The 21,146-nt window shown below is 73.6% G+C and carries 18 protein-coding genes and 1 riboswitch; of the genes, 7 read left to right on the forward strand and 11 right to left on the reverse strand.

The window, feature by feature from the left end:
* Nucleotides 1–110: 110 nt before the first annotated feature.
* Nucleotides 111–1,670, reverse strand: coding sequence for an arabinosylfuranosidase ArfA (gene arfA, locus ACWF41_RS19025; RefSeq protein WP_380321297.1), 1,560 nt, complete (start codon nucleotides 1,668–1,670; stop codon nucleotides 111–113).
* Nucleotides 1,671–1,797: 127 nt separating this feature from the next.
* On the opposite strand from arfA, the gene ACWF41_RS19030 reads away from it, so the two are divergent.
* Nucleotides 1,798–3,768 (forward strand): glycoside hydrolase family 127 protein, encoded by a 1,971-nt coding sequence (locus ACWF41_RS19030; protein WP_380321294.1) that lies wholly within the window; start codon nucleotides 1,798–1,800, stop codon nucleotides 3,766–3,768.
* 5 nt (nucleotides 3,769–3,773) lie between these two features.
* Nucleotides 3,774–4,862 (forward strand): LacI family DNA-binding transcriptional regulator, encoded by a 1,089-nt coding sequence (locus ACWF41_RS19035; RefSeq protein ID WP_380321291.1) that lies wholly within the window; start codon nucleotides 3,774–3,776, stop codon nucleotides 4,860–4,862.
* On the opposite strand, the gene ACWF41_RS19040 is transcribed toward ACWF41_RS19035, so the two are convergent.
* The 7 genes from ACWF41_RS19040 to ACWF41_RS19070 all read right to left on the reverse strand — a co-directional run bounded on the left by ACWF41_RS19040 (nucleotide 4,846) and on the right by ACWF41_RS19070 (nucleotide 12,157).
* Nucleotides 4,846–6,135 (reverse strand): MFS transporter, encoded by a 1,290-nt coding sequence (locus ACWF41_RS19040; RefSeq protein ID WP_380321288.1) that lies wholly within the window; start codon nucleotides 6,133–6,135, stop codon nucleotides 4,846–4,848. The two genes, ACWF41_RS19035 and ACWF41_RS19040, sit on opposite strands and share 17 nt — an antisense overlap.
* Entirely contained in the window at nucleotides 6,132–6,755 is a 624-nt protein-coding gene (locus ACWF41_RS19045; protein WP_380321285.1) for an ArsR/SmtB family transcription factor, read from the reverse strand. Before ACWF41_RS19045 ends, ACWF41_RS19040 begins: the two co-directional genes overlap by 4 nt.
* A 66-nt stretch (nucleotides 6,756–6,821) precedes the next feature.
* The gene (locus ACWF41_RS19050) at nucleotides 6,822–7,544 is read right to left on the reverse strand and encodes a DUF624 domain-containing protein (RefSeq protein WP_380321282.1); all 723 of its coding nucleotides are present in this window, start codon (nucleotides 7,542–7,544) and stop codon (nucleotides 6,822–6,824) included.
* Entirely contained in the window at nucleotides 7,541–8,896 is a 1,356-nt protein-coding gene (locus ACWF41_RS19055) for an arabinan endo-1,5-alpha-L-arabinosidase (protein WP_380321280.1), read from the reverse strand. Before ACWF41_RS19055 ends, ACWF41_RS19050 begins: the two co-directional genes overlap by 4 nt.
* 1 nt (nucleotide 8,897) lies before the next feature.
* Nucleotides 8,898–9,809, reverse strand: a complete 912-nt coding sequence (locus tag ACWF41_RS19060; protein WP_380321278.1) for a carbohydrate ABC transporter permease — start codon at nucleotides 9,807–9,809, stop codon at nucleotides 8,898–8,900.
* Between the two features lie 15 nt (nucleotides 9,810–9,824).
* The gene (locus ACWF41_RS19065; RefSeq protein ID WP_380321275.1) at nucleotides 9,825–10,793 is read right to left on the reverse strand and encodes a carbohydrate ABC transporter permease; all 969 of its coding nucleotides are present in this window, start codon (nucleotides 10,791–10,793) and stop codon (nucleotides 9,825–9,827) included.
* Complete coding sequence (locus ACWF41_RS19070) at nucleotides 10,790–12,157, reverse strand: ABC transporter substrate-binding protein (RefSeq protein WP_380321272.1); 1,368 nt, start codon at nucleotides 12,155–12,157, stop codon at nucleotides 10,790–10,792. The genes ACWF41_RS19065 and ACWF41_RS19070 overlap by 4 nt, the downstream gene beginning before the upstream one ends.
* 279 nt (nucleotides 12,158–12,436) lie before the next feature.
* On the opposite strand from ACWF41_RS19070, the gene ACWF41_RS19075 reads away from it, so the two are divergent.
* From ACWF41_RS19075 to ACWF41_RS19090, 4 genes are all read left to right on the forward strand, one after another.
* Entirely contained in the window at nucleotides 12,437–13,858 is a 1,422-nt protein-coding gene (locus ACWF41_RS19075; RefSeq protein ID WP_380321269.1) for a glycoside hydrolase family 27 protein, read from the forward strand.
* 151 nt (nucleotides 13,859–14,009) lie between these two features.
* Nucleotides 14,010–14,097, forward strand: a riboswitch (ZMP/ZTP riboswitch).
* Between the two features lie 74 nt (nucleotides 14,098–14,171).
* Complete coding sequence (gene glyA, locus ACWF41_RS19080) at nucleotides 14,172–15,455, forward strand: serine hydroxymethyltransferase (RefSeq protein WP_380321266.1); 1,284 nt, start codon at nucleotides 14,172–14,174, stop codon at nucleotides 15,453–15,455.
* Nucleotides 15,452–16,312 carry a bifunctional 5,10-methylenetetrahydrofolate dehydrogenase/5,10-methenyltetrahydrofolate cyclohydrolase gene (locus ACWF41_RS19085; RefSeq protein ID WP_380321263.1) on the forward strand — a complete coding sequence of 287 codons (861 nt, stop codon included), beginning with the start codon at nucleotides 15,452–15,454 and terminating at the stop codon, nucleotides 16,310–16,312. The genes glyA and ACWF41_RS19085 overlap by 4 nt, the downstream gene beginning before the upstream one ends.
* A 97-nt stretch (nucleotides 16,313–16,409) precedes the next feature.
* Entirely contained in the window at nucleotides 16,410–17,273 is an 864-nt protein-coding gene (locus ACWF41_RS19090; RefSeq protein WP_380321260.1) for a polyphosphate kinase 2 family protein, read from the forward strand.
* Between the two features lie 3 nt (nucleotides 17,274–17,276).
* Here the strand turns inward: ACWF41_RS19090 and ACWF41_RS19095 are convergent, their stop codons facing one another.
* Both ACWF41_RS19095 and wecB read right to left on the reverse strand, forming a co-directional pair.
* Entirely contained in the window at nucleotides 17,277–18,686 is a 1,410-nt protein-coding gene (locus ACWF41_RS19095) for a glycosyltransferase family 2 protein (RefSeq protein WP_380321257.1), read from the reverse strand.
* Nucleotides 18,683–20,089 carry a non-hydrolyzing UDP-N-acetylglucosamine 2-epimerase gene (gene wecB, locus ACWF41_RS19100; protein ID WP_380321254.1) on the reverse strand — a complete coding sequence of 469 codons (1,407 nt, stop codon included), beginning with the start codon at nucleotides 20,087–20,089 and terminating at the stop codon, nucleotides 18,683–18,685. Before wecB ends, ACWF41_RS19095 begins: the two co-directional genes overlap by 4 nt.
* A gap of 128 nt (nucleotides 20,090–20,217) precedes the next feature.
* On the opposite strand from wecB, the gene ACWF41_RS19105 reads away from it, so the two are divergent.
* A complete protein-coding gene (locus ACWF41_RS19105) occupies nucleotides 20,218–20,700 on the forward strand; it encodes a VOC family protein (protein WP_380321251.1) in 483 nt (160 codons plus the stop codon).
* Between the two features lie 15 nt (nucleotides 20,701–20,715).
* Here the strand turns inward: ACWF41_RS19105 and ACWF41_RS19110 are convergent, their stop codons facing one another.
* On the reverse strand, nucleotides 20,716–20,940 hold the full coding sequence (locus ACWF41_RS19110) for a helix-turn-helix domain-containing protein (RefSeq protein ID WP_380321248.1): 225 nt from the start codon (nucleotides 20,938–20,940) through the stop codon (nucleotides 20,716–20,718).
* Between the last annotated feature and the right edge of the window lie 206 nt (nucleotides 20,941–21,146).

Here is a 21,146-nt window from a genome sequence, read left to right on the forward strand (position 1 = left end):
CCGCTTGGACGAAGCAACTTGAGAATACGGAAATGGGTTTGGCCCCTGTCCGAACCCCCAAGACCTCCCACAACCGCCTGTTCGGCAGCCGGGGCGTGGGTCGGGCGCGGTCAGGCGCGCGCGAGCGTCCCCGCGAAGGCGGTCCATGACTCGGGCGCGAGGCGCACGCGCGTGGTGCCGGCGCCGGACGGCGTGGCCGCGGCCGCGACGTCGACGGCGGACCAGCACGCCTCGGCGACCTTGGCGGCGTGCTCGGGGCCCTCGACGGCGGGCTCGTGGTCGGCGACCATCTGCCAGCCCTCGGCGAGCCCGAGCGCGGCGCCGACGTGCGCCAGCTCGACCTCGACCACGCGGTCCGACCGGTTGGTGAGGAACAGGCCCAGCGCACCGTCGTCGTCCACCGTCGCGGCGGCGGTGACCTGCGGGGCGGCGCCGTGGCGGGCCGTGTCGTACGACGGGGCCTCGACGCGGACGTCGAGGGCGGTGCCGCGCGCCAGGCGCGACGTCGTCGCGAACGGGTGGAACGTGGGCTGGCGCCACGCTTCGCCGCCGGGGGCGGTCATGATCGGCGCGATGACGTTGACGAGCTGCGCGAGGCACGCCACCGGCACGCGGTCGGCGTGGTTGAGCAGGGTGACCAGCAGGTCGCCGACGACGACGGCGTCGAGGCCGGAGTAGACGTCCTCGATGATGCGCGGGGCGTCGCGCTGGATCGGCAGGTTGGCCTCGCCCGGGAAGCGGGTCTCGAGGTACCAGACGTTCCACTCGTCGAAGCTGATGGTGATCTTCTTGTCGCTGCGGCGCTCGGCGCCGACGGCGTCGGCGGAGGCGACGACGCGGTCGATGAAGCGGTCCATCGCGGTGCCCGAGGCGAGGAACGAGGCGCGGTCGCCGCCGACCTCCTCGTAGTAGGCGTGCATGGAGACGTGGTCGACCAGGTCGTAGGTGTACGACAGGACGGTGCGCTCCCACTCGCCGAACGTGGGCATCTGCATGGACGACGACCCGCACACGACCAGCGAGATCGACGGGTCGACGAGCTTCATGGCCTTGCCGGCCTCGGCGGCGAGCTTGCCGTACTCGTGCGCGTCCTTGTGGCCGATCTGCCAGGGGCCGTCCATCTCGTTGCCGAGGCACCAGAGCCGCACGCCGTAGGGCTCGGCGCGGCCGTTGGCGATGCGCAGGTCGGCCCAGCGGGTGCCGGCCTCGCCGTTGCAGTACTCGACCAGCGCGGCCGCGGCGTCGACGCCGCGGGTGCCGAGGTTGACGGCCATCATCGGCTCGACCCCCTCGCGCTCGGCCCACTGCAGGAACTCGTCGGTGCCGACGAGGTTCGGCTCGACGGTGCGCCAGGCGAGGTCGAGGAACGGCTTGCGCTGCTCCACGGGGCCGACGGCGTCCTCCCACACGTAGTTGGACACGAAGTTGCCGCCGGGGTAGCGCACCATCCCCGCGCCCAGCTCGTGGATCAGGTCACCGACGTCGCGGCGGAAGCCGTGCTCGTCGGCGGTGGGGTGGCCCGGCTCGTAGATGCCGGTGTAGACCGCGCGGCCGAGGTGCTCGACGAACGAGCCGAAGAGGCGGCGGTCCACGGTGCCGCGGCGGAAGTCGGGGTGCAGGGTGACCCGGGCGCGGGGGGAGGTGCTCGGGTCGGTGCGGGGATCGGGCATGGGTCTCTCACGTTCCTCGTCGAAGTGTCGGTGACGCGTGTACAACGATGTAGAGTCAACCACGGTCGCCAGGGACGGCACCAGTGGGCCGGGACGTTCTGGCCCGACGACTCGAAGGAGATTCGGCATGCACCACGTCGGGCCGGTGGGCGGCACGCTGCCCTCGGCGACCACCCGGCCGCTGCCCGCGGACGCGGTGCGGCTGGCGCCCACGGGGCACCTCGGCGCCTGGCAGGAGCGCAACGCCGCCGCGACGGTCCCGCACTGCCTCGACGCCCTGGAGACCTCCGGCGCGCTCGACAACCTGCGCCGACTCCTGGACCCGGCCGACCCGGAGCGCCACGACGGGCCGTACCGCGGCTTCGCCTTCGCCGACTCGGACGTGCACAAGACGCTCGAGGCGGTCGCGTGGGAGTCCGCGCGGGCGGGCGAGCCCCGGCACGAGGACGTCGTGCGGCGCGTCGTCGACCTGCTGCGCCGGGCGCAGGCACCGTCGGGCTACCTCGACTCGCACGTGCTCGGGTCCGACGGCTCCGCGGGGGCCGCGCCGTCGGCCGTCCCGTACGCCGACCTGCGCTGGGGCCACGAGCTGTACGTGCTGGGGCACCTGGTGCAGGCGGGCGTCGCCCGCGCACGCGCCACCGGCGAGGACGACCTGCTCGACCTCGCGATGTCCTGGGCGGACGACGTCGTCGCACGCCTCGCGGCCGGGAAGGACCTGGTCTGCGGCCACCCCGAGGTCGAGTCGGCCCTGGTGGAGCTGTACCGCGAGACGGGCGACCCGGCCTACCTCGACGCCGCGCGCCGCATGGTCGGCCTGCGCGGCCACGGCCGCCTGGGCTCCGGCCCGTTCGAGCCCGCCTATCACCAGGACGCCACGCCCGTGCTCGACGCCGACGAGGTCGCCGGGCACGCGGTGCGCCAGCTCTACCTGCTGGCCGGCGTGACCGACCTGTACCTCGAGACCGGCGAGCGTGGCCTGCTCGACGCCGCCGCCCGCCTCTGGGACGACGCGCACACCCGGCGCACCTACGTCACCGGCGGCATGGGCTCGCGCCACAAGGACGAGTCCTTCGGCGACCCGTACGAGCTGCCGCCCGACCGCGCGTACGCCGAGTCGTGCGCGGGCGTCGCGAGCGTGCTGTGGGACTGGCGGATGCTGCTGGCGACGGGGGAGTCGCGGTACGCCGACTCGCTTGAGCACGCGCTGTACAACGTGGTCGCGGCCGCGGCGTCCACCGACGGCACGGCGTTCTTCTACTCGAACCCGCTGCAGGTGCGCGACGGCCACGACGGCGCGGACGAGTACCAGGCCTCCGGCCGGCGCGGCTGGTTCGCGTGCGCGTGCTGCCCGCCCAACCTGGCCCGCCTGGTCGCGACGCTGCACACGATGGTCGCCACCACCGGCGGCGACGGCGCCGTCGTCGTGCACCTGTACGCCGACGCGGACCTCGTCGTGCCCGGGTCGAGCGTCCCGCTGCGGCTGCGCACCGGGTACCCGTGGGACGGCGACGTGCGGCTGGAGGCCGACGCCCCGTCGCCGGTGCCCCTGGCGCTGCGCCTGCCCGGCTGGGCGGACACGGCTGGCACCCGCCTGGAGGTGGACGGCACGCCGGTCGACGTCGCGGCGGCCCGGGACGCGCGCGGGTACCTGCGGGTGGCGGCGGGCGCGCGCCGGGTGCGGCTCGTGCTGCCGATGGAGCCCCGGGCCCTGCGCGCGCACCCGCGCGTGGACGCGGTGCGCGGCTGCGTCGCGCTCGCCCGCGGCCCCGTCGTGCACTGCCTGGAGCAGGTGGACCACCCCGGCGTCGCCCTCGACGACGTCGAGCTCGACCTCGACGCGGGCGTCCGGGTCGGCCCGGCCGACGCCGCGCTCGGCGTGGGCGCGACGCTCCTCGCCGACGGCGTCGCCCGACGGTCGGCGGGCCTCCCGCTGTACGCGACCGCGCCCGACGCCGCGCCCGACGAAGCGATGGCCGTGGCCGTGCGGGCGGTGCCCTACGCTGTGTGGGGCAATCGAGGAGAGGGCCCGATGCGCGTCTGGATCCCGGTCGCGGAGGCCCCGCGGTCCGACGGCCGACGACGGTCGGGGAGGTGAGCGGCATGCGCGTGACCATGCACGACGTGGCCCAGCGCGCGGGCGTGTCGATCAAGACGGTGTCGAACGTCGTCAACGGCTACCCGCACATCCGGCCCGCGACGCGCGAACGGGTCGAGGAGGCCATCGAGGCCCTCGGCTACCGCCTCAACACCACGGCCCGGAACCTGCGCACGCAGCGCACGGACATGATCACGCTGGCGGTGCCGGAGCTGCGGCTGCCGTACTTCGCGGAGCTCGCGGACTCGGTGATCCGCGCCGCGGAGGAGCAGGGCCTCACCGTGCTCATCGAGCAGACCGGCTCCGTGCGCGACCGGGAGATCGAGCTGCTCGACGGCCGCCGCCGGCACCTCACGGACGGGGTGATCTTCTCCCCGCTGGCGCTCGGCCAGGACGACGTCGACCTCTTCACCGTGGACTTCCCCCTCGTGGTGCTGGGCGAGCGCGTGTTCGACGCCGCCGCCGACCACGTGACCATGAACAACGTGGCAGCGGCCCGCGCCGCCACCTTGCACCTCGCGTCCCTCGGGCGGCGCCGCATCGCCGTCGTGGGCGCGCACGAGGGCGAGCTCGTCGGCTCGGCGGCGCTGCGCACCGAGGGCTACCGGCAGGGGCTCGCGGCCGCGGGCCTGCCCTACGACCCGGCGCTCGTGAGCGAGGCGGGGCTGTGGCACCGGTCCACCGGCTCGGAGGCGATGGGCCGCCTGCTCGACTCGGGCGTGGAGATCGACGCGGTCTTCGCGCTCAACGACGCGATGGCGCTGGGCGCCCTGCACGCGCTGCACGCCCGGCGCGTCGACGTGCCCGGCGCCGTCGCCCTCGTGGGCTTCGACGACGTCGACGACGTGCGCTACTCGGTGCCCACGATCAGCTCGGTGGACCCGGGTCGCGAGCAGATCGCCCGCACCGCGGTGGACCTGCTCGTCGAGCGGATCGCTGGCGGCGGCGACCGGCCGTTCCGCCGCGTGATCCCCGACTCCCGCGTGGTGGGCCGCGAGTCCACCGGCGACGCCCGCGACGGCGAGGAGAAGGTGGTCGCGGTGCAGCCCGGCGGCAACGAGGAGCTCGCGACGGCGGTCAGCGCGTCGGCGTGAGCTCCCGCGGCACCTCCCGGGGTGCCGGCATGTCCCGCAGGCCGCGCAGGGGGCTGCGGAGCGCGCACAGGCACGCGGCGCAGTGCACGGCGGCCATGAGCAGCACGGTCTCGCGGACGCCGATCAGCTCCCCGAGTGCGCCCGCGGCCAGGCCGGCGAGCGGCATCGTGCCGAAGTTGACGAACTGGCTGGTGGTCACGACCCGGCCCATGAGCGGCGCCGGCACGTAGCGCTGCCGCCAGGCGCCGCGCAGCACGTTGCCCGCCACGACCGCGAGGCCGACCAGGAACAGCCCGGCCACCGTCCAGGCCACCCGCGCGCCGTCGCCGCCGAGGCCGACGAGCAGCGCGGGCGGGCCGCCGGCGACGAGCAGCAGCACCGTCGCGCGGGCGCTGCCGAGGCGCCGGCTGAGCCGCGTCGCGACGGCGGCGCCGAGCAGGCCGCCGCAGGCGCCGACGGTCATGACGACGCCCAGTGCGGAGGGGCCGAGGCCGACGGTCTGCACCAGGAACAGGACGAGCAGCGCGGTGTACCCGGTGAGCCCGAAGTTGGACACCCCGCCCACGACGACGAACCAGCGCAGGTAGCGGTCGGAGGCCACGAACGCCACGCCCTCGCGGATGCGGACCCGCAGCGGCGCCGAGGGGAGCCGCTCGGGCTGGCGCACCGGCCGGGTGCGCCAGAGGCAGAGCGCGGAGACGACGAAGCTCGCGGCGTCGAGGGCGAGCCCCGCGGCCGCGCCGAACGCCTGGGCCATCGCGCCGCCGACGCCGGGGCCGGCCACCTGCATGCCCGACTCGGTGCCGAGCAGCCGCGCGTTCGCCGCTTCGAGCTGGTCGTCGGGGACCACCTGGGGAAGGAAGACGACGTACGCGGTGCGGAAGAACACCGTGCTCACGCCGGCGGTGAGCGCGGCCCCGACCAGGTGCGGCAGGGTCAGCGCGTCGAGCGCGGCCGCCGCGGGGACGCTACCGATCGCGACGGCGGCGACCAGGTCGGCCACGATCATCACGGCCCGGGCCGGGAGCCGGTCGACCCACGCGCCCGCCGGCAGCCCCACGACCAGCCACGGCAGCCACGCCGCCGCGGTGAGCAGGCCGACGACCGCGGCCCCGGCGTCGAGCTCGAGCACGGCGACGAGCGGGAGCAGCACCGACGTCGTCGCGTTGCCCAGCACGCTGACGCCCTCGCCGACCCAGAGGCGGCGGAAGCCCGCGTTGCGGGTGAGCGGGACGGCCGGCGGCGCGGCCGCCCTCCCCGGGGCGGCGGTCATGGCTGGGCCGGGAACCCGCGGCCGAAGACGAGCACGGGCTCGCGCTCGACGTCGTCGTCCGGGCGCGGGCGCTCCGCCCAGCGCACGAGGACGGCGGTGATCTCGTCGCCGAGCTCGGCGAGCTCGGCGGGCGACAGGTGCAGCCACGTCTCGGTGGAGAACGCGGCCCGGTCCCACTCGGGGACGGACTCGGCGTTCGCGACCCAGCCGCGCACCCGGTCGACCTGGCGCTGGAGGTTGAGGGCCTCGGCGGCCTGCGCGGCGGTGACGGCGGCGGTGTCCTCGGCGAAGTCCTGGCGCGACCAGCGCAGGCGCGGCGCGACGAGGCGCCACCAGCGCTCGCGCCGGTTCCGGGCGAGCTCCGGCGCCTCGGCCACCAGGCCGGCCTCGTGCAGCACCTTGAGGTGGTGGCTGGCGCTGCCGACGGCCTGGCCGGTGCGGCGGGCCAGCGCGGACGCGGTGGAGGGCCCGTCGACCTTGAGCGCGTCCATCAGGCGGGCCCGGTAGGGGTTGGCGAGGGCGGCGAGGGCCTTCGCCTCGGTGACGGTGCGCACCGGGGCGGGCGGCTCCGGCGCGTCGTCGGGGCGCGGGTCCTCGGGTGGTGTCAGTGGCTGCGTCATCCCGCCACCGTAGACCGACAAGAGATGTTGTACAAGAGTTCTTGTGACCCGATGGGAGAGCTGGCGTCACCGTCCGGTCGAGGCGCCTCCCGTGACCTGCGCGTCGATCCGGTCGAGCCGGTCGGCCGCGAGACGGCCCGTCGCCCACAGCCAGAAGCCGGGGGCGGCGAGCACGGCGAGCAGCGGCAGCGCCCAGCCGACGACGACCGTCACGGCCGCCACCACCAGCACCGCGAGGGATGTCGCGGGGCCGAGCAGGGGGAGGAGCAGCAGGAGCCGCCAGGTCTCCACCGCGCCCCGCGCGTAGCGCGCGACGACCACCGGCCAGCACGCCAGCACGACGACCGCCCACGCCCCGACGACGAGCAGCCCGGCCCGCAGCACGGCACGGCCCGGGCCGCCGGTCAGCCCGCCGCCGTCGAGCACACCCAGCGCGGCGGCGTCGCACCACAGCAGCGCGGCCACCACCCAGAGCGGTGCGAACAGCGCGTTGGTGCGGCCGAACCCGTCGCGCCACGTGCGCCAGAAGGTGCGCCACGGCGTGGGCTCGGCCGTCATCCGCCGCGCGACGACGCCGCCCGCGCGCAGGGCCGGGCCAAGCCCGAGCAGCACGCCGCCGGCGAGCGTCCCCAGCACCACCATGACGGTGACCTCGACGAGCAGCGTCGCCCAGCGCAGCGCGAGCATGACGCCGCCCGCCCAGCCCGGCACCTCGGCGTCCGCCACGGCTCCGGCGACGGTGCCGGTCGCCGTGCCGGTCGCGTCCTGGCGGGGCTCGGCGGCGGTCACGGGAGCCTCGTCGCGAGGGTGACGCGGCCGGCGTCGTCCAGGGCCTCGAGGCAGAGCGTCGCGCGGTCGCGCACGGCGTCCCACCCGGGGTGCACGACGGCGGACACGGCCGCGCCGTCCGCGGCGGTCCACGCGAAGCGGCCGCCGCCGAGGGCCCTGACGTCGGCGCGCTGGTCGTGCGGCCAGGCGAGCGGGCCGGTGACGGCGTCCTGCACGCGCGTCGGGTCGGCGCCGGGGGTGAGCTGCTCCCACGTGCCGTCGAGCACCGTGGCGTGGACCGGCCAGAGCGCGGGGTCGTCCACCTCGCGGCGGACGCCGGCCCACGGCTGCGGGGAGACGAGCGGCCACCCGTCGTGCGTCCACACGAGCCGCCGCAGCTGGAGCCGGTGCTCGGTGGGCGCGTCGGCGTCGCGCACGTGGTGCACCAGCAGCTGGCGCCCGAGCGAGCCGTCGCCCGCGGCGGGCACGCGCTCGGTGAGCACCGACGCGTGGCCCGGCGCGAGGATGCCCGGGCCGCCGGCGTGCCGGTGCCCGGCGAGCACCGGCACCCCGACCGACCACGGGTCGGCGTCGACGTCGGTCATGAGGTGCCCGGCGCGGTCGCGGAAGGGGCCCGCGACGGAGTCGCCGACGGCCGCGCGCAGGTGGTAGCTGTCCGCGAGGGAGTCGTAGGAGACGAGCAGCGCCCAGCCGCCGCCCGGGCGGGGGAGCACGAACGCCCCCTCGACCGCGCCGTCGGCCGCCCGCGCCCGGCGGGCCAGCAGGCGGCCCGGCGCGGCGTGCAGCGCCCCCGGCGCGGGGGCGAGGCCGTCGGCGACGAGGCCGGTGGCGGGGTCGAGCGGCAACGCGTGGATCCCGCCGAAGAAGGACCCGTACACCAGCCACTGCGTTCCGTCGGGCTCCGTCACCACGTTCGCGTCGATCGCGTTGGGGTGCCCGAGGCCGACCGGCGGCTCCACGTGCTCGCTCGCCACGACGATCCCGCGGTCCGTCCACGGGCCGGCGGGGTGCGGCGCGTCGGCCAGGCCGATCGCCGAGCGCCGGGACCCGAACGTGGACGCCGAGTAGTACATGCGCCACAGCGGTCCCGCCGCCGTCTCGACGCGCACCACCTCGGGCGCCCAGAGCCCCTGGGCGCCGGACCAGTCGGCCGCCGGCCCGGGCACGCCCGGCAGGGCCCAGCCGTGCAGCTCCCACGACACGAGGTCCGCCGAGCGCCGCACCTGCACGCCGCCGCGCACGGGGCCGTCCGAGCGGGCGTCGGTGGAGAACAGCCAGTAGGTGCCGTCGTCGTCCCGCACGGCGGTGGGATCGTGCACGTGCCGCCCGCCCCAGGTCGAGGTGTCGGTCATGTCAGCCCTTCGTGCCGGTCAGGGCGACGGACTCGATGATCTGCCGCTGGAAGACGAGGAAGACCACGAGGATGGGCAGCACCGCGACCACGGACGCCGCCATGATCAGCGGGTAGTCGCGCTGCGTCGCGTACTGGACGTTCATGGTGGCGATGACCACCTGGAGCGTCTGCCGCTCCGGGGTGTTCAGGTACAGGATCGGCGCCAGGTAGTCGTTCCAGACCGCCATGAACCAGAGGATGAACTGGGCGGCGACGGCCGGCCGGATGATCGGCATGATCATGCGCCAGAAGATCTGCCAGTAGGAGGCGCCGTCGATCTTCGCGGCCTCGACGAGCGAGTCCGGCACGCTCGCCAGGTACTGGCGCAGGAAGAAGATCATCACGATGTTGCCGAAGATCGCGGGGACGATGAGCGGCCACAGGGTGTCCACCCAGCCGATCTTCGAGAACATCACGAACTGCGGGATCATGATCGTCGGGAACGGGATCATGATGCCCGTGAGCAGGCCGATGAAGATCGCGTTCTTGAACGGCATGCGCATCTTGGCGAGCGCGAACGCCGCCAGGGAGCAGGTGAACGTGCCGATCACCGTGACGCTGAGCGACACGACGAGGCTGTTCCTGATGCCGTCGAGCACGTACGAGTCGGTCCACATCCGCACGTAGGTGTCCCACTGGGGCACCTGGGGGATCCACACCGGCGGCAGCGCGAAGACCTCGAGCTTGGTCTTCAGGGACGTGGAGAGCATCCACACCAGCGGGGCGATCATGAAGACCGCGCCCGCTGCGAGGACGACCCACACGACCGTGTCGGTGAGGCGCGAGCGCGTGCGGCGGCCCAGGCGCGGGCCGCCGGCGGCCTCCCCGGCGGGCGGGGGGACGGGAGTCGTGGCGGGGGTCGTGGTGGTCATGGTGTCTCCCTGGCCTCAGTCGACGACGAAGCCGGCGTTGCGCTTGTTCAGCCGGAACTGGATGAGCGTGATGACGAGGATGAGGAGCCCCAGCACCACCGACATCGCGGTGGCGTAGCCCATCTGCTGGTACCGGAACGCCTGCAGCCAGATGTGGTAGACGACGGACGCCGTCGAGTACTCCGGGCCGCCGGTGGGGGTCATGATCTGGATCTCGATGAAGATCATGGCGCCGCCGATGACCTGCGTGACCACGAGGAAGAAGGTCACCGGCTGCACCATCGGGAGCGTGATGGAGCGGAACTTCTGCCAGCCGCCCGCGCCGTCGAGCTCGGCCGCCTCGTAGAGCGACCGGGGCACGGACTGGATCGCCGCCAGGTACAGCAGCATCGAGTACCCGAGGCCCTTCCAGACGGCCATCATGATGATCGCGGGCATGGCCCACAGCGGGTCGGCCAGCCAGTTAGGGCCCTGGATGCCGAACAGCTCCAGGAACTGGTTCACCAGCCCGAAGTCGCCGTTGTAGGCCCACTGCCACAGGATCGCGACGGCCGCGATCGACGAGATCACGGGCACGTAGTAGATGGTGCGGAACGCCGTGCGGCCGATGATCTTGCGGTTCATCATCACGGCCAGCGCGAGCGAGAGCGCCAGCCCGATCGGGATGCCGATCATGTAGAAGAACGTGTTGAACAGCGTCTGGTGGAACCGCTCGTCGCGCAGCAGGGCGACGTAGTTGTCCAGCCCGATGAACGTCATCGGGCCGAGCCCGTTCCACCGCGTCAGCGACGCGTACAGCGCGAACCCGGTGGGATAGAGGATGAAGAGCAGGTAGCCGAGGACGGGCGCGGCGACGAACAGCAGCGCCCACCTCTTCTCGGCGCGGTGGAGCCGCGAGCTCCCGCCGCTCCGGGCGGGCGCGGTCGCCGGGTCCGGCGCCGCGGGGCGGGTGCCGGCCGCGGCCGGCGTGGCGGTGGACGTCACGGCGCGGTGCCGGCGGCGGCGGCCTGCGCGGCCTGGTCGTTCGACTGGTCCAGCAGCTCCTGCATGCGCGGCTGCACCTCGGCGAGGTAGTCCGCGGCCGTCTGCTTGCCGTCGAGGACGGGCTGGATCCCCACCCACAGCTCGTCGTACCACTCGGCGCCGTAGGTGAACGACGCCGGCATCTCGCGGCCGTAGTCCTCGGCGATGTCGAGGAACTCCTGGCGGTTCTTCGGCTTGAGCGTGTCGTCCTCGTCGACCTCGGCCGCCCACTGCTCGGCGGTGTCGATCCGGTTCGGGATCTGCACGCTGGCGTCGACCAGGGTCTGCTGCGCGGACTCGTCCGTGGAGAGGTAGGTCGCCAGCTTCACGGCGTCCTCGGGCAGCTTCGTGGTGCTGGAGACGCCGATGCCGAGCGAGCCGACCCAGGTCGCCGTCTCGCCGGTCTTGCCGACGGGCCAGGGCATGAGGTCGTACTCGAAGTCGAGGTCGTTGTAGACGCTCATGTCCCACGGGCCGACGGGGAAGAAGCCGATCTCCCCGGCCATGAAGCGCTGGTAGGTGTCGAGGGTCTGCGCCTGCTCGGGATTGGGGGTGACGCCCTCGGTGGTGAGGTCGGCGATGAACTGGATCGCCTCGGCGAACTCGGGGCTGTCGACCGTGACCTTCGTGTGGTCCTCGTTGGTCCAGTCGCCGCCGTTGCTCCACACGAAGGACTGCGAGTTCCACTGCACGTTGAGGCCGGTGCCCCACTGGTCGGTCTCGCCGTCGCCGTCGGTGTCCTGGGTGACCTTCTGGCAGATCTTGAGCCACTCGTCCCAGGTCAGGGGCTTGTCCGGGTCCGGCCGGTCGATGCCGGCCTTCTTCAGCATGTCGGCGTTGTAGCCGAACGCGAACGGGCCGATGTCCTTGGGCAGGCCGTAGAGCTTGCCGTCGGGGGTGCCCTGCGTGGTGCCGTCGAAGCGGTAGGAGTCGACGCCGTAGGGCCAGATGTTGTCGAGGTCGACGCCCTGCTCGGCCACCTGGTCCGTGATGTCCATGAGCACGCCGGAGCCGACGTAGGACTGGAGGCTGGCCTGCTCGATGTAGAAGACGTCCGGGACCTTGTTCCCCGCGACCGCGGCCTGGAGCTTCTGCGCGTACTGGTCGGCCGAGGTGACGATCATCTTCACCTTCACGCCGGTGTCCTCGGTGAAGCGGTCGATGGCCTCCTGGTAGGCCTTCTTCTCGTCGTCGCCGCCGCGGAACATGAACGTGAGCGTGCCGTCGTCGGAGCCGCCGCTCCCGCTGCCGGAGCTGCAGGCGGTGACGGTGCCGGCGGCCACCACGGCTGTGACGATGCCGGCGATCAGGCGTGACTTCCTCATCACGGGGTCCTCTCGGAGATCCGGTCCGCGGCCGGAGCGGCGTCGCTCCGGGCGGTTTACATCGATGAAGAGCCATCGACGGCGCCCAATCTGGCATGGGCCGCTCGCCGCGGTCAAGTGGCCCGGGTCACGGCTCTGCAACGATGGACAGGCGTGTGCCCGGTCGCCGCCCGGCCGCCGCCGCGCGCCGTCGCGCCGTTGACCGGGCGCCGCGCCGCAGGGCAGGATGGCGCCCTCTACAACGATGTACGAGCGCCGGGGGCGCCATGAGGGGGAGCGATGCCGCACGACCCGACCACGCCGGCCGCCGATCGGGCCGCCGACAGGGCCGCCGACAGGGCCGCCGACAGGGCCGCCGACCGCGCCGTGCTGACCCGCCCGCCCATGGGCTGGAACTCCTGGGACGGTTACGGCACCACGGTGACCGAGGACGAGGTGCTCGCCAACGCGCGCTTCCTGGCCGGCCACGACGGCGGGGCGATGGCCCGCGCGGGCTGGGACACCGTCGTCGTCGACATCCAGTGGTACGAGCCGACCGCGCGGCCCGGCGGGTACAACGCCGCCGCGCCCGTGCTCTTCGACGAGCGCGGGTTCCTGCAGCCCGTGGTCGCGCGCTTCCCGTCGGCGGCCGGCGGCCAGGGCTTCGCCCCGCTCGCCGCCGCCGTGCACGACCTCGGCCTGCGGTTCGGCATCCACCTCATGCGCGGCATCGCCCGCCGGGTCGTCGAGGCCGATCTGCCCGTGCTCGGCACGCCGTACCGCACCGGCGAGATCGCCGACGCCACCAGCACCTGCCCGTGGAACTCCGACTGCTACGGCCTGCGGGTCGACCACCCCGGCGCACAGGCCTGGCTGGACGCGATGATCGACCACGTCGTCGGCTGGGGCGTCGACTTCCTCAAGGTCGACGACATGTTGGCGCCGTACCACGCGGGCGCCGTCGAGGCGCTGTCGCTCGCCGTCCGCCGTGCCGAGCTGAACCACGGTCGGCGCGTCGTCGTGTCCCTGTCGCCCGGCACCGACCTCTCCCTTGCGCACCTGGAGCACCTGCGCGAGCACGCCGACATGTGGCGCGTCTCCGACGACCTGTGGGACCGCTGGCCCGACGTCGAGGCGCAGCTCGGCCGCATGGCCCGCTGGGCGCCGCACTCCGGGCCGGCCGGCTGGGCCGACGCCGACATGCTGCCGCTCGGGCGCATCGGCCTGCGGGCAGAGCGCGGCGCCCCGCGCGACTCGCTGCTCACCGTCGACGAGCGGCGCACGATGCTCAGCCTGTGGTGCCTGGCCCGCTCGCCGCTGTTCGTGGGAGGCGACCTGCCCACCTCCGACGCCGCCACCGTCGCGGACCTCGTCCACCCCGGCGTCCTCGAGGTCGCGCACCGGTCCTCCGGCGGGCGCGAGCTGCTACGCGAGGGCCCCGCGGGCGGCGAGACGGTCGTCTGGGGCGCCGCCACGGGCGACGGCGCGGACGCCACGCGCTGGGTCGGGCTGTTCAGCACCGCGGACGAGCCGAGCCGCGTGCGCGTGCTCGCCGCGGCCGCGGGCCTGCCCGGGCGCCCCGGCGCCGTCGTCGACGTGTGGTCCGGCGAGCGGGTGGCGCTCGGCGCCCCGGGCCCCGGGACCGGCGGCGACAGCGTGCTCGACGTCGACATCCCTGCGCACGGCGTGCGGCTGCTGCGCCTCGACCGCTCGACCGCCTGACCTGGGGCTACGACACCTGCCCTGCCGAGGTAGTCCGCATCCCCGCGAGGTAGTGGACTGGACCACTACCTCGCGGGGAATCGGACTACCTCGGCAGGTTGGGGACACCCTCTGGGCACCACGGCGGCGGGCGGAGGGGATCGGCTAGGATCGCGAGAGTCGCGACTGGCGTACAGGTGGATCACCACCGGGGAGCGACGCGCTGTGCAGACGACGGGTCGTTCGCCTGGGCCCGGTCGCCGATTGACACGATGCCCCGGCACCATGTCCGACATCGTCCGACCGCCGTCCGACACACGCAGGAGAACGCCTGATGAGCACTCCCGACCCCACGTTCAACGCGCCCCTGGCCGAGCTCGACCCCGAGATCGCGGCCGTCCTCGAGGGGGAGCTGGCCCGCCAGCGCGACACCCTCGAGATGATCGCGAGCGAGAACTTCGTCCCGCGCGCCGTCCTGCAGGCGCAGGGCAGCGTGCTGACCAACAAGTACGCCGAGGGTTACCCGGGTCGCCGGTACTACGGCGGCTGCGAGCAGGTCGACATCGCGGAGAACCTCGCGATCGCCCGCGCCAAGGACCTGTTCGGGGCCGAGGCCGCCAACGTGCAGCCGCACTCCGGCGCGCAGGCCAACGCGGCCGTGCTGCACGCCCTCATCAACGCGGGCGACAAGATCCTCGGCCTCGAGCTGGCCCACGGCGGCCACCTCACGCACGGCATGAAGATCAACTTCTCCGGCAAGCTCTACGACGTCGGCGCCTACGGCGTGGACCCGCAGTCGTACCGGATCGAGATGGACGAGGTGCGCAAGCGCGCCCTCGAGCACCGCCCGGACGTCATCATCGCCGGCTGGTCCGCGTACCCGCGCCAGCTCGACTTCGCCGCGTTCCGCGAGGTCGCGGACGAGGTCGGCGCCAAGCTCTGGGTGGACATGGCGCACTTCGCCGGCCTCGTGGCCGCGGGCCTGCACCCGAGCCCCGTGCCGCACGCCGACGTCGTCTCCTCCACGGTGCACAAGACCATCGGCGGCCCCCGCTCCGGCTTCATCCTGAGCAAGGAGGAGCACGCCAAGAAGATCAACTCGGCCGTGTTCCCGGGCCAGCAGGGCGGCCCGCTCATGCACGTGATCGCGGCCAAGGCCGTGGCGTTCAAGGTCGCCGGCACGGACGCGTTCAAGGACCGTCAGGAGCGCACCCTGCGCGGCGCGCGGATCATCGCCGAGCGCCTGTCCCAGGCGGATGTCGCGGAGCAGGGCGTGTCCGTCCTCACCGGCGGCACCGACGTGCACCTGGTGCTCGTGGACCTGCGCCACTCCTCGCTCGACGGCCAGCAGGCGGAGGACCTCCTGCACGACGCCGGCATCACCGTGAACCGCAACGCCGTGCCGTTCGACCCGCGCCCCCCGCGCGTCACCTCCGGCCTGCGGATCGGCACCCCGGCGCTCGCCACCCGCGGGTTCGGCGACGCCGAGTTCACCGAGGTCGCGGACATCATCGCGGTCGCGCTGCGCGACGGCGCCTCCGCCGACGTCGACGCCCTCGCGGCCCGCGTCGCGAAGCTCACCGCCGACTTCCCGCTCTACCCCGGGCTGCAGCAGTGACGGCCCGCCTGCTGCCCGGCAAGCCGGTCGCGGACGCGGTCTTCGCGGACCTCGCACCGCGGATCGACGCGCTGGTCGCGGCGGGGCACCGCCCCGGCCTCGGCACGATCCTCGTCGGGGACGACTCGGCGAGCGCCGGGTACATCCGGATGAAGATGGACAAGGCGACCGAGCTCGGCTTCACCTCGCCGCACATCCACCTCCCGCAGGACGCCACCCAGGCGGACGTCCTGGCCGCGGTGCGCGAGATGAACGACGCCGACGACGTCGACTCCGTCCTCATCCAGAACCCGACGCCCCCGCAGATCGACTTCGACGCGGCCATGCTCGCGCTGGACCCGGACAAGGACGTCGACGGCCTGCACCCCGTGAACATGGGGCGCCTCGCGCTGGGCATGCCCGGTCCGGTGCCGGCGACGCCGGCGGGGATCGAGGCGATCCTGGCGCACTACGAGATCCCGGTCGCCGGGCGGGAGGTCTGCATCCTCGGCCGCGGCACGACGCTCGGGCGGCCCCTGGCCCTGCTGCTCTCGCAGAAGCGCCCGACGGCGAACGCGGCGGTCACCGTCGTCCACACCGGGGTGCCCGACTGGCCGGAGTACACGAAGCGCGCCGACATCGTGATCGCGGCCGCGGGCGTCCCGGGCATCCTGCAGCCCGAGCACCTGACGCCGGGAGTCACCGTGGTCGGCGGCGGGGTCCGGTACGAGGGTCGCAAGCTGCTGCCGGACGTGGACGAGTCCTGCGCCGAGGTCGCCGGGGCGATCACGCCCCGCGTCGGCGGCGTGGGCCCCACCACGATCGCCATGCTGTTCCGCAACGCGGTGGAGGCCGCGGAGCGCGCCGCGCGGAAGTAGGGTCCGCCCGACCCCGGCACGCGCCTCGCGAGCACCGACCGGGCCCGTCGTCCCCCTCGGGGGCGACGGGCCCGGTCGTGTCCGCCATGATGTGCCCATGATCGCGAAGAGCCAGCGTGGGTGGTCGGGCGAGCCGGGCGAGCTGCTGCGGGTCCGGGAGGGGTTCCGCCTCGCGGACGTCGACCCGGACTCGAAGCCGGGGTACGACGGGAAGAAGAAGGACGGCGCGGCCGACCTGCACGCCGGCGAGGCGGAGCTCGACGAGCTGCAGGAGCGCCTGTACGCCCAGAGCCGCGAGGACCCGTCCGCGCCGGCCGTGCTCCTCGTGCTGCAGGCGATGGACTCGGCGGGCAAGGGCGGCATCGTGCGCCACGTCATCGGCGCCACCGACCCGCAGGGCGTCCACCTGGTCGCGTTCAAGAAGCCGACGCCGCAGGAGCTGTCCCACGACTTCCTGTGGCGGGTGGCGCGGGAGGTGCCGCCGGCGGGCTTCATCGGCGTCTTCGACCGCTCGCACTACGAGGACGTCCTCATCGGCCGGGTACGCGAGCTCGCCCCGCCCGAGGAGATCGAGCGGCGCTACGGCGCGATCAACGCGTTCGAGGCCGAGCTGGTGGCGCGCGGCACCCGCATCGTCAAGGTGATGCTGCACATCTCGCCCGAGGAGCAGAAGGCGCGGCTCGGCGAGCGGCTCGAGCGCCCCGACAAGCACTGGAAGTACAACCCGGGCGACGTCGACGAGCGGCTGCTGTGGCCGGCGTACATGGACGCCTTCCAGACCGTCTTCGAGCGCACGTCCACCGAGCACGCGCCCTGGTACGTCGTGCCGGCGAACGCCAAGTGGTACGCGCGCCTCGCCGTCCAGGCGCTGCTCCTGGACGCCCTGGAGGACATCGACCCGCAGTGGCCCGCCGCGACCTTCGACGTCGAGCACGAGAAGGCGCGCCTCGCGGCGTCGTGACCGTCAGGTCGCGGGCGCGGGATCCTGCTCGACGTCGTCGGGCAGGTTGGCGTCGAGGGGCTCGCGGTCCGTCTTGGTCCAGGTGCGCCGCCCCAGCAGCTCGCGCACGAGCGAGACGGTGACCACCGGCCACAGCAGCCAGGTGTAGAGCATGTACGGGAAGAGGCCGAACACCGCGCGCAGCAACGGGTGCCGCCCCGGCTCGTTGGTCATGAGCAGGGACAGGAAGCTCGGCACCAGGGCGATGGTCGCGAAGAACACCAGCGACGGCCACCAGCCGGAGACGAACGGGACGTCGCCGAACAACCAGAACACCAGCGACAGCACCAGGCCGAGGCCCATGAGCAGCTGCAGCAGCGGCATGAGCAGGTAGGCGAGGTGGTCGACGCGCGCCCCGACCGACACCGGCGCCCGCAGCGCACCGCGCAGCAGGCTGAACGCCTGCCAGTTCCCCTGCGCCCAGCGCACGCGCTGCTTGAACAGCCGGCGCATGCTCGTGACGCCCTGCTGGTCGACGGTGGTCAGGACCGTCTGGCGACCGCGCCACCCGGCGCGGATCAGCCGCACGCCGATGTCCTGGTCCTCGGTGAGGCGGTCGCGCCAGGGACCGCGCTCGACCCCCGGGGGCAGGTTCTCCGTCGTGACGACGTCGTCCAGCGCGGCGAGCCGCACGTACTGTCCGTTGCCGCCCATGTTCGCCGTGCCCCACGCGGACCGGCCGAGCTGGTACACGTACGCCATGACGCCGAACTCCACGTCCTGGCCCCACGTGAGGTAGTGCCGGCGGTTGTAGATCCGGACCAGCGCCTGCACGCCGCCCACCCGCTCGTCCGTGAACGTCCCGGCCAGGGCGTGGGGCGCGTCGGCGGGGATGCGCCCGTCGGCGTCCACGACGCCGACGACGACGCGCGTCGTCGGCCATCCGGCGTACCGGCCGGTGAGGACCTCGTCGTGGATGAACTCCCACGCGTTGTCGAGCCCCGCGGACTTGCCCACGCGGGCGTTCGGCAGCTCGCGGCGCAGCACCTGGAGCTCGGGAACCTCGGCCCGCAGCCGGGCGAGCACCTCCGGCGTGCCGTCGTCGGACCCGTCGTCGACGACGACGATCGCCTTGTGCGTCGCCTCGACGGCGACGAGGCGGCTGACGCTGTCGGCGATCGTCACCTCCTCGTTGAGCGCCGGAACGACGAAGACCCACAAGTAGTCCTCCTCGCGCGCGGCCTCGACCGCCTTGCGCTGGCGCCGGCGCTCGAACCACGCGCGCACGACGAGCCACACGATCACGCAGAACGTGACCAGCGTCAGGGCCAGCAGGAACCACATCAGCACCTGCACGCCCACGGGCATGCCGCGGTACGGGTCCCACCAGGGGGCGCTCGCCGCCACCGTCGCGGCGGACGCGACGCCGCTCACTCGGTCACCGGGGACCGACCGGCCTCGGACAGGTCGGCGTCGTAGGGGTCGACGGTGGACTTCGGGGCGATGACGACGCCCTCGAGGTCCTGGGGCACGCGGTCGACGGGCGCCGGCTCGCGCACGAACTCGGGGCCGTCCACCGCGTCGGTGCGGTGGAAACCGGCCCACTCGAGCACCTGGGCGCGGACGAAGCCGGGGCCGGACGTGCGGGGCACGGGGGTGTTGAAGACGAGGTGCTCCAGGGCGTCGACGATGCGCCCCGAGGCGTGCCCGTCGCCGTACGGGTTGGGCTGGTCGGAGAACGCGGCGTGCGCGGCGGGGTCGGTCAGGACGCGGGTGGCGGCCGCGACGATCGTGTCCGCGTCGGTGCCGACCAGCTCGAGCGTGCCCGCCTCCACGCCCTCGGTGCGCTCCGTGGTCGTGCGGGCCACCAGCACCGGGACGCCGAAGGTGGGCGCCTCCTCCTGGATGCCGCCCGAGTCGGTGATCACCACGGTGGACCGGGCGAGCAGGCGCGCGAACGTGTGGTACTCCATCGGCTGCGTCAGGGTGACGGCGGCGACGTCGTCGAGCTCGGCGCGCACGGTCTGCGCCACCCGGGGGTTGGGGTGCACCGGGACGACGAACCGGACGTCCGGGTGGGCGTCGGCCAGGCGGTGGACCGCGCGCGCGATGGACGCGATGCCGTCCCCCCAGTTCTCCCGGCGGTGGGCGGTGACGGTGATGACGCGCGACGTCGCGTCGTCCTCGAGCCAGTCGAGCTCGGGCCGCCCGTACGGGACCTCGCGCGCGGCCGCCCACTGGAGCGCGTCGATGCCGGTGTTGCCGGTGACGAAGGTGCGGCCGATGTCGACGCCCTCGCGCACGAGGTTCTGCACGTTCTGCCGGGTCGGGGCCGCGTGGAACGACGCGATCCGACCGATCAGCTGACGGTTGAGCTCCTCGGGGAACGGGGACAGCGTGGTGCCGGTCCGCAGGCCCGCCTCGACGTGCAGCACGGGGATGCGCAGGTGGAACGCCGCGACGGCGGCGGCCGCCGCGCTGGAGGTGTCGCCGTGCACGATGCAGGCCGCGGGGTAGTGGTCCTCGCGGATGCGCCCGGTCATGCGCTCGGGCGGCGGCCCGTACCTGCCGGCGACGAACTCGTCGAGCCCCGCGATCACCGACGACGAGAGCTGGTTGAGCGTCAGCCCGGGACGCCCCACGCCGAGGTCGGCCGCGATCTCGCACCCGGCCTCCTGCAGCACGTAGTCCACGAGCTCCTTGTGCTGCCCGGTCGTGACGACCACCGGGCGCAGCCGCGGGTGGTCCTGCAGGCGCTGGATCAGGGGGAACAACTTGATGGCCTCGGGGCGGGTGCCCAGCACCACCAGGATCTCGGGGCTGACGGGAAGCGGCATGTTCTCTACCTTCGTCGATCGGGTCGCCGGTGGGGTGCACCGACACCGATGAGTTCCGGTTCGCCCGCCGGTCGGGACGTGTGCCGCACCGGCCGCGAGGGACGGTGCCCGTCAGGAGGGAGCGGCCCATGGTGACCGCACGCACGCACCTGTGGTTCGGGAACAACCGCGCGCACGAGGCGGCGGCCTTCTACGCCGAGCACATCCCGGGGTCGTCGGTGGACTCCGTGCTCACCTCGCCCGAGGGCGTCCCGGGGGCCGAGGCCGGCGAACCGTTCGTCGTCGAGTTCACGGTAGCCGGGCTTCCTGTGACCGGGCTGAACGCGGGGCCCGAGTTCACGCTGAACGAGGCGTTCAGCTTCTACCTGCGCGTGGACTCGCAGGAGGAGGTGGACCGGTACTGGGACGTGCTGACGTCCGACGGCGGCGAGCCCGGGCCCTGCGGCTGGTGCAAGGACAAGTTCGGCATCTCCTGGCAGGTGATCCCGAGGCAGCTCGAGGAGCTGTCCGGCGACTACACGACGGAGGCGAACCTGCGCGCCATGAACGCGATGCTGAAGATGGGCAAGATCGACGTCGCCGGGCTGGAGGTGGCCTACCGCGGGGAGTGACGACGGGCACGGTCCTCATGCCGAACGGGACGCGGCGATCCGCTCGGCGCGCTCCGTCAGGTCGGCGAGGGGGATCGCGAGGACGCGGCAGACACGCACGAGCTCGGGAAACGTGAACGGCACGTGGCCGTTCAACCGTCGCGACAGGCTGTTGAGCCCGATGTCCGCCTCGGTCGACAGCTCTGCCTGGGTTCGCCCGGCGTGAGCGGTCGCCGCCTTGACGGCCTGCCCGATCGCCACGGCATGAGTGTCTGAGCGGAACGTGGGGGTCGTGCCTGGAACGCTGGAAGTCATGGGGCCCTCGTCGGTCGAGCGTCGATGACGGATCTGGTGTGCAGAGCCAGGGCGCGGTGGAGGTGGGCACCGTCCACGCGACCCTCTGTGGCCGGGGGTGGGGGGATGGTTGTTCGGGCCAACGTCCTTCAGGGAGGGAGGGCTTCAGACCG

The organism is Isoptericola sp. NPDC055063 (assembly GCF_053608125.1).